The sequence below is a fragment of the Paenibacillus sp. FSL R5-0923 genome (assembly GCF_038009145.1).
GTDB lineage: Bacteria > Bacillota > Bacilli > Paenibacillales > Paenibacillaceae > Paenibacillus_AQ.
Genome location: NZ_JBBPAT010000001.1, coordinates 4,409,675 through 4,425,128 on the forward strand (window position 1 = coordinate 4,409,675; position 15,454 = coordinate 4,425,128).

Annotated in this window: 8 protein-coding genes; 7 read left to right on the forward strand and 1 reads right to left on the reverse strand. The window is 42.9% G+C overall.

All coding sequences use genetic code 11. The features are described 5' to 3' along the window. Window positions 1-53 precede the first annotated feature (53 nt). From MKX35_RS19710 to MKX35_RS19740, 7 genes are all read left to right on the forward strand, one after another. Window positions 54-1,010 carry an ABC transporter permease gene (locus MKX35_RS19710; RefSeq protein WP_076301136.1) on the forward strand — a complete coding sequence of 319 codons (957 nt, stop codon included), beginning with the start codon at window positions 54-56 and terminating at the stop codon, window positions 1,008-1,010. 9 nt (window positions 1,011-1,019) lie between these two features. Next, entirely contained in the window at window positions 1,020-1,922 is a 903-nt protein-coding gene (locus MKX35_RS19715; protein WP_076301137.1) for a carbohydrate ABC transporter permease, read from the forward strand. Window positions 1,923-1,998: 76 nt separating this feature from the next. Then, window positions 1,999-3,750: an ABC transporter substrate-binding protein gene (locus MKX35_RS19720; RefSeq protein WP_076301138.1), complete on the forward strand. Its 1,752-nt coding sequence runs from the start codon at window positions 1,999-2,001 to the stop codon at window positions 3,748-3,750. Between the two features lie 124 nt (window positions 3,751-3,874). After that, window positions 3,875-4,969 (forward strand): GerAB/ArcD/ProY family transporter, encoded by a 1,095-nt coding sequence (locus tag MKX35_RS19725; protein WP_076301139.1) that lies wholly within the window; start codon window positions 3,875-3,877, stop codon window positions 4,967-4,969. Further along, window positions 4,966-6,417 carry a spore germination protein gene (locus MKX35_RS19730; RefSeq protein WP_076301140.1) on the forward strand — a complete coding sequence of 484 codons (1,452 nt, stop codon included), beginning with the start codon at window positions 4,966-4,968 and terminating at the stop codon, window positions 6,415-6,417. Before MKX35_RS19725 ends, MKX35_RS19730 begins: the two co-directional genes overlap by 4 nt. Continuing rightward, window positions 6,414-7,553, forward strand: coding sequence for a Ger(x)C family spore germination protein (locus MKX35_RS19735; protein WP_076287027.1), 1,140 nt, complete (start codon window positions 6,414-6,416; stop codon window positions 7,551-7,553). Before MKX35_RS19730 ends, MKX35_RS19735 begins: the two co-directional genes overlap by 4 nt. A 249-nt stretch (window positions 7,554-7,802) precedes the next feature. Next, window positions 7,803-9,056 carry a sensor histidine kinase gene (locus tag MKX35_RS19740; RefSeq protein ID WP_076287026.1) on the forward strand — a complete coding sequence of 418 codons (1,254 nt, stop codon included), beginning with the start codon at window positions 7,803-7,805 and terminating at the stop codon, window positions 9,054-9,056. 73 nt (window positions 9,057-9,129) lie between these two features. On the opposite strand, the gene MKX35_RS19745 is transcribed toward MKX35_RS19740, so the two are convergent. Next, window positions 9,130-15,453, reverse strand: a complete 6,324-nt coding sequence (locus MKX35_RS19745; RefSeq protein WP_341044404.1) for a discoidin domain-containing protein — start codon at window positions 15,451-15,453, stop codon at window positions 9,130-9,132. Window position 15,454 lies beyond the last annotated feature (1 nt).

Consider the following 15,454-nt stretch of genomic DNA (forward strand, 5'->3'; position numbering starts at 1 on the left):
TTTCTTTCACTTTCTGTAGATTATGATTATGGCATATCGAAGGAGGGACATAAATGAAAGCGATTACCTCAAAAGCTCAACCGGAGCTGAAGAAGCCTACTTCACGCTTTTGGCCAACTTTTATACAGCAGAAATACCTCTATATGATGGCCTTCCCATTTGTGCTCTGGGCATTTGTATTTAATTATTTGCCTTTATGGGGCTGGACGATGGCTTTTCAGAAATACAAACCCGGGAAATCCTTTTTCGATCAAAAATGGGTCGGCTTACAGTACTTCAGAGAGCTTTTTCAAGATGATCAATTCTTTAATGCACTTCGCAATACACTCGCTATGAGCATCATGGGCTTGTTGGCTGGATTCATTATTCCCATCATTTTTGCTATCCTTCTGAACGAGCTACGGCTTCAGTTTCTGAAACGGTTTGTACAGACAGTCTCCTATCTCCCCCACTTCGTATCTTGGGTGGTTGCTGCCGGAATTATTACCAAGATGCTCTCTACCGATAACGGTGCGGTAAACGACCTGCTGCTAAGTCTTCATCTAATTAGTGAACCTATACAATTCATGGCTAAAGGTCATTTATTCTGGGGGATCGTCACAGCTTCTGATGTTTGGAAGGAAACCGGGTGGAACACAATCATTTACCTTGCAGCTATCTCAGGTATAGGTCCAGAGCTTTATGAAGCAGCAAGAGTAGACGGTGCAAGTCGCCTGCAGCAAGTACGAAACATTACACTTCCAGGTATTCAGACAACCATCATTATTCTGCTCATTATTTCCATCGGACATTTAATTAGCATTGGGTTCGAGAAGCAGTTCCTGCTAGGCAATAACCTGGTGCGCGACTACTCACAGACGCTGGATCTCTACGCATTGAACTACGGGCTTGGCATGGGCCGCTTCTCCTTCGGTACAGCCATTAATATCTTCAATTCTGTGGTAAGTGTGATTCTGCTGTTTGTCGCCAACGGGATATTCAAAAAAATAACCAAAGAAAGCATCATATAGGAGGCCCTTATGCTAAGTAAAAAACTGGCCGCCGTGTCATGGTCGGACCGCATCTTCGATCTGGTAGTCTATATTGCGATCACTGTAGTGACCATAGTTACGCTATATCCTTTTCTGAATGTGTTGGCAATTTCCTTTAACGACTCCACTGACAGCATTAAGGGTGGAATTACGATATATCCACGCGTCTTCACTATTAAGAACTATGAGACGATCTTTGCCTATTCCGGGCTGATGACCGGACTCAAAATCTCTATATTACGTACGCTGATTGGCACGATTCTTGGGTTGGTTAGTGCCTCCATGTTAGCTTTCACTCTGAGTCGGGTAGACTTCCAAGCCCGAAAGTTCGTCTCTACATTTCTCGCGCTTACGATGTATGTCTCAGGTGGTCTCATCCCTGGCTACATCCTGATTAAAGATCTTCATATGATAGGAACCTTTGGCGTGTATGTCCTCCCCGGTCTAGTCAGCGCATTTAATGTATTTGTCATCCGTTCCTTTATCGATGGCTTGCCCTATGCGCTGCAGGAATCCGCTAAGTTGGACGGGGCTAATGACTTCACGATTTATTGGCGGGTTATTCTTCCGCTGACCAAGCCTGCCCTGGCAACCATCGCTCTCTTCCTCGCCGTTGGCCAATGGAATTCATGGCTTGATACTTATCTTTACAATGGTTCCAAGGATTCATTGACCACCCTGCAGTTCGAGCTAATGAAGGTCATACAGAGTACGACAACTAATGCGGACAATTTCCGAGGTCGCAATATGACAGAGGTTATGGCACAGATTTCTCCGGAATCAGTCAAAATGGCAATCACGATCGTAGTCACAGTGCCTATTCTAATCGTCTATCCATTTTTGCAGCGCTACTTTGTTAAAGGTATGACTTTGGGTTCAGTAAAGAGTTAGTACGGTAATGGTATAAGCAGGCTCAGCCTGTATACACAATACATTTTTTGACCAGAAAAAGGGAGGGTTTCTATTCATGACAAGAAATACAGTAAAATCGCATGTGATGTTGATGGTCTTGACTTTACTAATTAGTGTGCTGGCAGGTTGTAGCGGATCAAGCAACAAAACAGCTGATAACAACGAAGGAACTAAACCAACGAATGAAGTTAGTGCAACTGCAGAGGCTACCGCGGAAGCAACTGCACAAGCCGAAGATTTAAGCCCGCTTACACTCTCCTTCTTCGCTGAAGATCCAAATCCGAACTGGAACAATATGAAAGACGACATCAGTAAAGTGATTACAGAGAAAACAGGCGTCACACTCGATGCGGAATTTGCGGTAGGTGATCCACAACAAAAAATCGCCTTAATCGCTGCTGGTGGTGATTATCCGGATATCATCTCTGCCAAAGCTGATATCGGTAAACTTGTAGATGCTGGAGCAATCATCGATTTAACGGAGTTAATCGACAAGTATGCACCAAATATTAAACGTGTGCTTGGTGACAACCTTGCCCGGGCAAAATACACGAATGAAGACCAATCGATTTATGCCATTCCTACCTGGGCAGCGGTTGATGAGAAGAAATTCGTGGCTGGCGGTGGATTTGAGCTTCAACATCGCGTCTTGAAGGAAGCCGGATACCCTGAAATCAGAACAGTCACCGATTATGAGAATGTAATTAAAGCCTATCTTGAGAAACATCCAACTGATGAGAACGGCAACAAGAACATCGGAGTCTCCCTTAACGCGGATGATTGGCATATGTACATTTCCGTCACTAACCCTGCTGTTGCAACGACAGGCGGTTCGGATGACGGGGAATATTACGTAGATCAACAGACACATGAGGCGATCTACCACTTTCGCCGTCCGGAGGAGAAAGAGTATTTCCGCTGGCTGAATCATATGAATGATATCGGATTGCTAGACAAAGAGAGCTTCGTGCAAAAGTATGACCAGTACAAAGCTAAAGTAGCCACAGGACGTGTGCTTGGATTGATTGATCAAGATTGGGATTATAATGATGCTCAACAAGCGTTGAAAACGGCAGGAAAGTTCGATCAAACTTATGGTCATTATCCGGTAACATTAACGAAAGAATACAAGGAAACTAGCTTCTGGCCTACCGGCTTCATGGGTGGTTATGGCATCTCGATCTCCAGCACAAATCCGGATCCGATTCGTACAATTAAGTTCCTGGATTTTCTCGCTTCTGACGAAGGACAAATCTTGAATAACTGGGGAATTGAAGGTAAGCATTATGTGATAGAGAACGGCAAACGGATCGTTCCGACAGATGTACAAGATCGCATCAACAATGACAACACAGCCTTCACCAAGGAGACAGGAATCGGCTTCTACTGGAATATGATGGTTCATTACGGAGACGGCGCTAAGGATGCAAGTGGAAATTATTACACTAAAAACTTCCCGGAACAACTTGTACTTGGGTATAGCGATGTTGAGAAAGAAACTTTAGCTGCCTACAAGGCAACCACTTGGAAGGATCTATTCCCGAAAGAAGAAGAATTCACTGAAAAGGCCTATGGTGCAGCGTGGAATATCGCGATTCCAGGTGAAGATGAGGTCACCGTTTTAGGTAACAAAATGAGAGATATTACATGGAAACGTATTCCGGAAGCCATTCTTGCCAAACCAGCAGATTTCGATAAAATCTGGGCAGACTACATGGCAGCTCTGGAGAAAGCCGGAGTAGAAAAAATGGAAAAAGGCTACACCAAATATGTGCAGGATCGTGTTGCCTTATGGAGCGCTAAATAATAACACTTTGAGCCGAGCGGATATCCGCTCGGCTCTTTACGTTTTGCACTGCTCAATTCTCAGAATAAATCAACTCCAAGAATGGCATTATAAGGTAGACGGTGGGTCCGGTTTATTTAGGAGGATGAGGAAAATCAAAACAAATATTACGTTTATTCAATCCATCATGATTATTATGCTGAGTACAGGCCTTCTAAATCATGTCATTATCATCCCCATCCTATTGGACGCGGCAAAGCGTGACGCCTGGATCTCAGTGCTGCTTGCTGGGGCATGTGCGCTAGTTTGGATCTTTATCCTGCACATTAGTACTACCAAAATCAAAAAACAGCATCTTTTCGCTTGGCTGGCTAAAGCTTACCCTCCTATCGTGAGCCGTATTCTTGCGGTAGTCGCTAGTGTATATTTGTTTGTCTTATGCATGATTACAACTAGAGACACTGTATACTGGGTGCATCTGACCTTCTCACCAGAGACACCTATACTGGTCCTTACGTTCGTATTACTTTTGATTTCTGTGATAAATGCTTATTTAGGTATTCACTCGCTCGCGAATACCGCTGCTATTTTGCTGCCTTTTGTTATTATATTGGGTTTTTTTATAATGTTCTCTAATACAACTCATAAAGATTATTCCTTATTAAGACCGATGCTTGAGCACGGTATGCAGCCCGTTTGGAAAGGGAGCGTGTACGTAGGAGCAGGTTTTGTTGAGGTCATCATGCTTTTCTTTATGCAACATCACATCAAATCGCGATTGTCATATCTATCGTTTATGATCATGATCCTGCTTATCTTAGGTCTAACCATGGGTCCGATAATTGGTGCAATTGTTGAATTTGGTCCGGATGAGGCTAATAAACTCAGATTTCCCGCGTATGAAGAATGGAGATTGCTGACGATTGGACGATACATTGAGCATCTAGATTTTTTTAGCGTTTATCAATGGTTCAGTGGTGCTTTTCTGAGAATTTCTCTAACTATGTTTCTAATTCTCGATATACTCCAAATTCAAAGTAAAAAAGTGAAAATGTTGGTTCTTGGAAGCATTTCTTTTGCTATTGTAGTGTTCACAGCCATTCCATTTAGTGACCAATTTTTTCTGAGTATGTTAGCTCACTATGTACTTCCCTTTTCTTTATGGGGGGTACTCGCTTTTTCTGTAATTATTGCAGGGCTGATTAGCTTGGCTCAACGAAAGGGGAAAGCAACATCATGAAAGAGCCTGAGCAAAAGGAATCCAATACGTTCGAGGATGTGTTCACACGAGTATTTGGTTCAAGTTCAGACATTAAGAGACTAACTATCTCTTTGTCTGACTCGAACAATGCCGTTCAACTGGTGTATTGCCAGGGGTTGTGCGATGAAATCAAAGTGGAAGAATATATCATCCCGGAATTAAAAAAGATCCCGGAATCTATTCTCACATCGAATGAACTCGATCTTATGCAAAAGGTTCCGTTTCACATGACCCCCCTTCCATCAAAAGAGATTAATGCTTCAATGATTGATACTGTGCTTAATGGTGATCTTTTCCTTCTTTTTACGCCATCGAATCAATACTATGTTGTGAAATTGGCTGATCCACCTAAACGGCAACCTGAAGAACCCAATACAGAAGTGTCCACAAGAGGGCCTAAGGATGGTTTTACGGAAGAATCATTTACCAATATTGCCCTTATTCGAAAAAGACTTAAGACAGAATTATTGGCTGTTGAACAATTCAGTATTGGAATCCAAACCGCGACTGAAGTTCATCTTTTATATCTCAAGGAAACGATTAAACCTCATGTACTAGATGAGATCAAGTCAAAACTAACCAACATTCAAATCCAGGGATTGGTGAGTAGCACCCAGCTTGAAGAAAGTCTGACTGGGTTTTCATTTTTTCCATTATTCGCATATACGGGCAGACCTGACTATGCTGCGAATTCACTGCTTCATGGCAAATTTGTGCTTTTGACGAATGGTTCGCCTACTGTGATTATAGCGCCAGTGAGCTTTAGCTTCTTGTTGAATACTTCGGAAGATGCACATATGGTAAATATCTTTGTTGCTTTTACTAGGTTATTAAGAGTCCTAGGGGTTATGCTTTCCTTGTTTTTGCCGGGCTTTTGGATCGCGCTTACTACGTTTCATCAAGATCAAATCCCCTTTACGCTGCTTGCAACGTTAGTAAATTCGAGACAAGGCGTGCCTCTTCCGGCTCCCTTGGAGGCGATTGTGATGCTCATTTTGTTTGAGATTTTTCGGGAAGCAGGGATGAGATTACCTACTGCTTATGGCCAGACCTTATCGGTAGTTGGAGGTTTAATTATCGGTCAGGCAGCCATTAGCGCCGGCATTGCAGGTCCAGGTACGATTGTGGTAATAGCCATTTCAGTATTGGCTACCTTTACATTGGTCAACCAGTCATTAGTTAGCGTTGTTAGCTTGCTTCGAATTGCTATTCTCATCATTAGCGGGTTTCTGGGGTTGTTTGGTACGATGACATGTCTGCTTGCACTGATCCTCTTTATGGTCAATCTACGTTCTTTCGGCACCTACTATCTTTCCCCTCTATCCCCGCCTCACTGGAAGGATTTTTATAAAGTTATTTTCAGAATGCCGTGGGGAAAGGGAAAATTCACGGACAATACGGGAAATAAAGGACGAGAGCGATCATGAAATTGATCCGATGCATGCTTGTTACTGCTCTGCTCTCCATGCTGCTTACAGGTTGTTGGGGATCAAAAGAAATTGAGCATATGATCTATGTGAATACATTAGGCGTCGATTATGTAGATAACAAAGTCGTTGTTTATATTCAAATGGTTAACTTTAGTGGCATTGCGAAAAAAGAGGCGGGGCAGAGCCAAGAACAAAAAACCTTCATAGGGAAAGCAGAAGGAGATTCGTTTGATGCGGCAATATTTAATTTATATGCCACTAGTCCACAAAGAATTATCTGGAGTAATGTGAAAACAATCGTATTTAGTGAAGCAGCGCTAAAGAAGGGTAGCGTCATCAATCAAGTATTGGACGTTTGGGATCGATATTATGAATTTCGATATACCGTTTGGACCATGGCAACCAACGATCCTATGGAAGAAGTGCTGACTACCCCGTCGATCGCCGATCTGTCAGTGATCTACTCGCAGCTTAACAGTCCCATGCGAACCTATGAACAGAGCTCGGTTGTCGCTCCGTTGTATCTGTACAAGTTTATATGGAAATGGAGAGAGAAAGCCGAAACGGTTCGATTACCTTTTCTTGAAATTGCGCCAGACTGGACCAGTAATAAGGAACCTTCCCCTAACATTAGCATGACGGGGATCTGCTTTCTGCAAAATGAGCAATTTCGTGGTTGCCTGAAGTCTAAAGAGATATTAGGGGTTCGATGGCTGGAAAAAAAGACGCAACGAACGCCTCTGATAATCAAAGATGACAAAGAAGTACTTGCTGTGATCGTCATGAACAAAGTTAAATTCTCTATTAAACCCAAGATGAAGCATGGCAAACCTATTTTCGATATTAAAGTGTCTATGCAGGGCACTCTTCCGGAATTGAGCGCAAACCTTAATCGAAAAGATATTGAACTGAAAGCGATAAAAGTAATTGATGATCAGATTAGGGAAACTTACTTGAAAGGTTTAGAAATAAATGCCGATGTATATGGACTCTCAGGAATATTCTATCGTAATCTTCCAAAAGAGTGGAACAAACTGAATGATAAAGGAATCTTACCGCTCGATTCAAGCAGCATCGAAAAGATTGATATCAAGGTGAATCTGATCAGTGGTGGGATATCTAAGATTGAGTAAACTCAGATGAAATGATCAACTAAAGGCTGATGAACAACTTTTAATTACTAAAAGTTGTTCATCAGCCTTTTTACTTGAAATGATTAAACGACAGGTTTCGCACGCACAGTATAATTCTTCCTGAATATGTAACTTTCTTCTCAATAGTTATTTTTAGTGCCTTCACATCGCTCCCTCAGAAGGAGGAATTCATAGTCACAACGAATAAACAGTATATCAAATTCTTTCTAAACTATTGGGAGGGCTAATATGCTGTATGTTAAGGATATTTTACTGCAATTATTGTTTGCCCTAACCCCTTTTGTCCTTTATACCATTTACTATCGTGACAAAGCCGAAAACTATTCAAAACAATTTATTACGATTGCTTGTATGTTTTGCCTTTTTATGTCGATGACCTTTCCTGTTAGTGTACAAAATGGAATCATATTCGACATTCGTTACGTGATCATGTTTTTCGGAATGGTGTATGGCGGCATAACTACTGGAGTGTTTCTTCTCGTTGAGTTTCTAGTATACCGCTTGCTTATAGGTGGCCAGGGACTATTTTCCGCGATAATTATTCTCTCCATCACTTTCTCCTTATCCGCATTGTTATCCAATCTATACCGTCGTCGTTCCGAGTACCGAAAGCTTATTACACTCATTGCAGGGATATGCTTTTCCATTATTCCAATAGGTACTATGTTTGCAACGGAATACCAATACACGATACAGCATTTAAAGTTCAATATCCTCGTTATGCCAGTACAAAATTTCCTCGGAATTTGGATATTGATTTCCCTTTTTAATAAAGCAGTTTCTGATAAGGAATTATATCTCAGGTATCTTCAAAGTGAAAAATCGGAAACGATTGCTCATGTCGCAGCCTCTCTAGCTCATGAAGTCCGTAATCCACTTACAGCCGTTATGGGATTTTTAAAATTATTGAAGGATGATTCGATCACAAGAGAAAAGAGTCAGAAATATATTGAAATTTGCCTTGAAGAGATTAAGCGGACAGAAGTTATTCTATCTGAATATTTATCGATAGCTAAACCTAATCATTCTATGGTAGAGAAAATTGAACTTGTGCAGCAAATCTACTCAATTGTAGATATCATAACGCCGTACGCCAATATGAATAACGTTACTTTGGAGATACACCCCTTGGAGGATAAACTATATGTATCTGCAAATCCTACTGAAATCAAACAACTATTTATAAATTTCATCAAAAACGCGATAGAAGCTTGCACTGTTCATTCAACAGGTATTGTGAGCATCCGTATCGAGCGTCAATCCCAATTCGCAAAAATAATAATAATTGATAATGGGGTTGGAATGAGTAGCGAGCAGATGGATCGACTGGGAAGCATTTATTTTTCAACTAAAAGCAAAGGTACCGGATTGGGACTTACGCTTTCTTATCAACTGATCCGTTCGATGAACGGTGATGTAAATGTACGAAGTAAATCAGGAGAAGGAACTGAATTCATTCTCTCAATTCCATTAACTGACTGAGTACTTAGATGCTCCAACGAAACAAAAAACTCGGCTCAAACTTATCGTTTGAACCGAGCCTATTTAATATTACTTAATTCATAAACTTCAAATATTGCAAAAGCTGTTTAATCATCAACGCTGCCTCAGCACGTGTTGCTGCGTCTTGCGGAGCAAATGTTGTTTCTGTTTTCCCTTTGATTAATCCTTTCTCTGCCGCTTCTGTTACCGCTTCGCTAGCATAATCAGAGATTTGGTCCTGATCAGCAAATGGAGTACGTTGTTGCGCTTCAGTTCCGTTATCACTTTGCACGAGATGAATAGCTTTCATGATCATCACGACCATTTGCTCTCGTGTAATCTGTGTATCCGGACTAAACTTCCCTTCGCCAACGCCTTGAACCAAACCGAGTTTCGCTGCTGTATTCACGTCCGGCGCATACCACGCTGTGGCACTAACATCTGTAAACACATTTGTTAACGAATCCGTTGATAATCCCAGCCCTCTAACTAATAGTGCTGCAAATTGAGCTCGTGTGACCTGGCTTGCTGGAGCAAAGGTCCGCTCCGTCATTCCGTTAATGATCAGTTTGGATGCCAACGTCTCAACATCCTTTTGCGCCCAATGTCCACCCATATCATCGAATGTTTTCTTGTTCTGAACGATGGTGTATAGACCATTTGCATGTCCGAAGATCGAAACTTCAGTCTTGCCGTTCTTCACATTAAACACCGATGGTACGAACCGCAATTGTCCTGTAACCGGATCGAATAAAACAGCGGTCGCAGTCGATGGATCTTGAATAACGCGATCCATATTTATGACACGTGTCATAAACGGATTTCCGAAACGTTGAAGCTCTTCTTCTTTATCATTCGATTTAAGAATGACTTTGTACGCGATAATGTCGCTTACTCGTTTCATTCCTTTTTCTACTATGGATTGTTCAAACTTCTGCTCATGCTGTGAAGTCACATTATCCATTCGAATGATTAAGGTTGCACCCGCAACTTTAGCTGCTTTCTCAAGTTCTTCACGATTAAGATTGGCAAGCGGAAGTTCATAACTGCCTAAATGGCCTCTTAGTGTTATGATTGTGTCCTTATTTGCTTTCAAGCTGTTGTACAAGACATCCAGTGGAAGATTCACTGCATTCCATGAATTCACTCCTGGAATCTCAATATCGAGATTAGGGGTTCCTGTAGTTTTGTTAAGTGCTTCTAATTTCTTCGCTAAAGCTTCCTTATCAATGTTAATGGTCAGGCTCGTTGTTCCATTCTGTGCAGTTTCACTTTGCAGTTCTTTTCCCGCTGGCACATAACGATGTGGATCTTCTTTCGCCGGTGGTGTCGTTGGACTTGTTGGTGTCGTTGGATTGCCTGGATCTACGCCCGTTCCTGGACCTGTACCTGGATCAATAATTTGCATTTGACCACTTATGGTAATAACCATGTCACCTTGAGCACCAGAACCATCCATTGCTGTAGCTACCACTTTCACAGTTCCATCTTTTACAGCCGTGAGCAAACCGGATACATCAATGGTTGCGATATCCGTTGCTGTGATTCCATCTACTCCGTATACAGCCCATGTTACTGACTTATTCGTAGCATTTGCAGGCAGTACGGTAGCGCCTAATTGCAGGGTTCCGTTCTTAGAAGTAATCGTGGACACATTTCCTGAGCTTGTGATGTTTATCTTTTCAACATTCACTGGATCAGTGCCTGGATCGATAATGTCCGTTTGACCACTTATGGTAATATCCATTTCATCATGAACACCTGAGCCATCCGTTGCTGTAGCTACAACCTTCACGGTACCATCTTTCACAGCCGCCAGCAAACCGGATAGATCGATGGTCGCTTTGTCCGTTACTGTTATACCATCTACTTCATACACAGCCCATGTTACGGATCTATTAGCATTGGTAGGCAGCACGGTAGCGCCTAATTGGAGAGTTCCGTTCTTAGTCGTAATCACTGATGATCCACTTGTAATCCTGATCGATTGAACCATCTCATGTTTATTGATACTCTCCTCCATCACTTGCAAGGCAGCAATTAAGTCATTCGCCGCTTGCTGCAATTGCTGCTGGGTAACAGATAAGCTATCGCGCACTTTCTTCGCTTGATCAATAGCTTTTTGCAATGTTTGTTTTGAACCTTCTGGATACTGACCCTCTTCATTCCCTTCTACAGCACTATCGTGCTTACTTTGCACACTTGTAATGAGCGCTACAAGGGCTTGATAGTCCTCCCCCATCTCATTCTTCATGATGTTAATCTCTGCTGCGGAAGCCAATCCACCATGACCTTCAATAGCAGTAAGTCTCAGGTATCTACTAGCAACCGGAACGAAATCCGCGACTTTCTCAGTACTGTCATCATCCCAGCTTCCGCTTGTAACAGGTGTAAAGTTAACTCCGTCCAAACTTGTTAATATCTCATAAGAAGTAATATTTCCGTTTTGTGCCCCATTTTGTCTTGGCAAATACTTTAGTTTCGAAATGACATGCGTATTACCAAGATTAAGGGTGATCGACTGTGGCAGCGGATTAGACAAATCCCACTTCGTATGCCAGATTGTTGACGAATTACCGTCGATGGCTTGCGAAGCGTCATTATTCTCGCCGCTTGTCTCTTCACTCGTTGCCGTAGCTGTCATTTGCGATTGTGGAATCAACGACGTATCAACCGGAACCGCGCCATAAACATCAAATTCCCAGAAGCTCGCCCAACTATCGGACAACTCCGTCACTTGGATTCGAACATATCTTGCGTGTGTAGTGAAATAGTCAAACTGTACTTGCTGTGAGCTTGACTTTTTCGCTACTGACACCCAGTTTACATCATCATCCGAAACCTCGATTTGATATCCATAATTCTTATTCTCCATTTCCCATTTCACCCTGGTACCCGATAAGTCATAAATCGCCCCAAGGTCAACCTTGTACCAGTGCCCAACATTACCGTCGGCTACGCTCCAACGAGTCGTTTCATTTCCATCGTTACCTGCCGAGACAGGGTTATTATTTTGCGAGCTGTCAGCGGTAGCAGGCTTATTAAGCGCAATGTTCTTAGGATCGCTGTAGACTTGAATTTCTTTGATCGCTGGCTTCTCCGTACCACTGCCCCCTGCAAGAGAATCTACAAATACTCGTACATATCTAACGCCAGTTGCCGTGTAGTTGTCTGGTCTCATATCTTGACCTGAAGCCGAGCGGCCCGCCACTTGCGACCATTCTTTACCGTTGGCGGATACCTCTAATCTGTAGGAGTAATAGATGTTATCCCTTCCCCAAAGGATTTTACTGCCTGAAAGATTGTAGGAAGCACCCAAGTCGACCTGCCACCATCCAGGTGCATTGCTGCTAGCCTCCCACCAAGTGGCATTGATTCCGTCGTTTGCATTGTAAGCTTCGTTGCCAGTTACCGAACTGCTTGCACTGACGGACTTATTTAATGCGACATTCACCAACTCTGGATGCCGCGTCGCCTGATTTTGAAACGATGCTACTCCAAATACTTTTATCTCATTCAAACCAGCCTGACCTGTTTGTGCACCCGTTAACGTTACTCGCACATACCGTGCGTTAGCAACGAGCTTATCCCTTTGCAGCGCCGTTGCCGTCTTATATTGGGTTTTATCCAAAATAGTCGTCCAATTTCCCTGATCTTCAGATACATCAATTTTGTACTGATTATTGGAGCTCTTATTCGCCCAAACGATTTCAGATCCCGTAATGTTATAGGCTTCTCCTAAATCGACTTCCCACCATTGATCCGAGCTGCTATTTGAAGCTGTCCATCCAGCATTTTCGTCTTCAGCATTGCCGTTTGTTCCTGGATTACCGCTTTGCTCGCTACTTGTTATTACAGGTTTGTTCAAAGCAACATTCTCACCTTCAAACCAGTTGTCACCTCCATCACTTCCACCAGGAACGAATACACTTTGACTTGAAATACTGGTGATTTCAGCGCTTCCAGGGAGCAATCCACTCGCTGATGCCGTTAATTTCAAAGTGCCATCCGTTAGTGAGGATTTCACGATTGCAGCGGCAACGCCACCTTCCACGGCAACAGGGTTGGCAAACGTTCGCGTTACACCATTACCGATAAGTCCCCCCGGACCGCTCAAGTTTAGGGAAACAGAAATAGAGTTTGTTGGAACAATGTTATTGTCAGCGTCCCGCACCGTAATATAAGCCATCACTAGGTCGGAACCGTCTGCAACAAGATCCTTCCCTTTCGTATCGTAATCAACAGCCAAATGATGTGGCTTTCCCGGTGTTTTCACGGTATGAGAAGCCACGATCTTGCCGTCAATCAATCCGTCAGCTCGTAATGTTCCCGCCGCCCAGGACACATTGTTAAATGTAAATGTCGGATGGGTAACATACTTTAATCCACTATCGGGACTTTGGGTAGCGATGAGTGTATCGTTCAAATAAAGCTTAACTTGCTTCGTATTACTAGCGACTGTGACATTTCTTGACGAAGATGGTGTCCAATAATTAGCGATATAGACCATCGGTCCAGATTCGACACCACTTAGCTTCACAGCAGGATTACGCTGGCTCTGGAAGAAATAATAATTAAATTTCGGATACCGATCCAGATCCACTAGGCCTGAATATGCCGGGTCAGAATCCATACCCCGGTTGTTATCGCTAAAGCTCCAAACCGAATGTCCGGCTATACGTGAATTGGCATTGAGGCCCGCCCAGTCGAAGTAGCCTTCACCATTTAGCGCCTTTTGACGCATGATCATGGAGTTGAGCATATCGGTTTCGCCTACTTTGCGTACCGATCGATAACCCGTTGGACTTGTCGCGCTTTCCGACCAATCGTCTCCCCATTCCCTCGTAAAGAGTGGTTTGAATGCTGTATCTAATTCTTTGTAGTTTACATCATAAACTTCTTTACCGAAGAATCCGTATTCTGCAGATGTGTACGTCTGATCTCCCGGATATTCTTCATGGGTAGCTTTATGAGCATTTTGTGCATACTCCAATGAGTATGTCGTTTCATTCAAGCTGGATTCCCACATAATAATACTCGGATGGTTTCGATCACGGCGTACCATATCCCGAATGGCTTGATAGGAACGCTCTTGGAAGACAGAATCTCCGAAGAACTGCCAGCCTGGCGTTGGGGAGATGACAGTCAATCCAAGCTCGTCTGCCGCATCAAGGAATGCTGGATCCTGTGGATAATGACCCGTACGCACGTTATTAAAACCGCCTTCTCGAAGCTGCACAGCGTCTCTGTACTGTCCAGAATTAGGCATTGCATTGCCGACATACAAATACTCTTGGTGGCGATTTGCGCCATTTAACATTAATTTTTCTCCATTGATGAGAAAGCCTTGATCAGGTGTAAATTGAATATGACGAATTCCGATACGGGTCTTGTAGCTATCTACATAAGCAGCCCCATCATTCACAGCGGTATACACCGTATACAAATTAGGATGGTCAGGATGCCAAAGCTGTGGTTTGGATATCTTCGTCGATTGGATAAATGTATAATCGCTTCCCGCTCCTATTTTCTGTGGATCACTCACCATTGTAGCAACCACTTGATTATTGCTGTCTACAATTGTGGTTTTTACACTGGTGTTCTTAGCGATCATGTATTCATTGATGATATTTGTCTTCACCTGCACCGTCGCTTCCTCTTTACTCACCTCTGGGTAAGTAACAAAGATGCCACCGTCCGCCACCTTATTTGCGTATATAGCATCGGAGACGTGTAAATTGTCCATGACATGCAGTTTAACATCTCGATAAATTCCTCCGAAATATTGAAAGTCCAAACCACTTTGCGGCTTGCCAGGTGGCGTTTGTGGGTCATCTCTGTTATCAAGCTTGACTGTAATGACGTTTGTTGCCCCCTCTAATTGAACATAGTTCGTGATGTCGAATGTAAAAGGGGTGTAGCCTCCGTGATGGTTTCCTAGATAAGTGCCGTTTATCCACACTTCAGCATTGATCATCGCACCTTCGAATTCTATAAATAGCTTCTTACCGCTGTAAGAATTGTCGAGCGTAAAATGTCTTCGATACGTTGCAAAGCCTTGATAGCTTTGATTAGAGCCGCCGCTGATCTTCGGCTCCAGACGCACACTATGAGGTAGATTGACTCCCTCCCAGCCGCTATCGTCAAAATTTGCCTCTTGGGATCCGCTTACATCTTCACGTTTGAATAACCAACCTGTGTTGAAATTTAGTTCCTCTCGATTTGTCGAATCGGATGACAGATTCAAAAAGTTATGCTCCGGGGTATCGGATAATCCTGTAATAACGCTTACATTTTCTGCTTCAGCTTTTGGAACATTTATAGGTTGCTGTACAATTAAACCTACCGTTAATAAGCTGACAATCAAACGTTTGGCTAAAGATTTGATTTTGAACAAA

Coding starts and splice junctions, on each gene's coding strand:
- MKX35_RS19710 (WP_076301136.1), top strand. CDS start 54: ATGAAAGCGATTACCTCAAAAGCTCAACCGGAGCTGAAGAAGCCTACT.
- MKX35_RS19715 (WP_076301137.1), top strand. CDS start 1,020: ATGCTAAGTAAAAAACTGGCCGCCGTGTCATGGTCGGACCGCATCTTC.
- MKX35_RS19720 (WP_076301138.1), top strand. CDS start 1,999: ATGACAAGAAATACAGTAAAATCGCATGTGATGTTGATGGTCTTGACT.
- MKX35_RS19725 (WP_076301139.1), top strand. CDS start 3,875: ATGAGGAAAATCAAAACAAATATTACGTTTATTCAATCCATCATGATT.
- MKX35_RS19730 (WP_076301140.1), top strand. CDS start 4,966: ATGAAAGAGCCTGAGCAAAAGGAATCCAATACGTTCGAGGATGTGTTC.
- MKX35_RS19735 (WP_076287027.1), top strand. CDS start 6,414: ATGAAATTGATCCGATGCATGCTTGTTACTGCTCTGCTCTCCATGCTG.
- MKX35_RS19740 (WP_076287026.1), top strand. CDS start 7,803: ATGCTGTATGTTAAGGATATTTTACTGCAATTATTGTTTGCCCTAACC.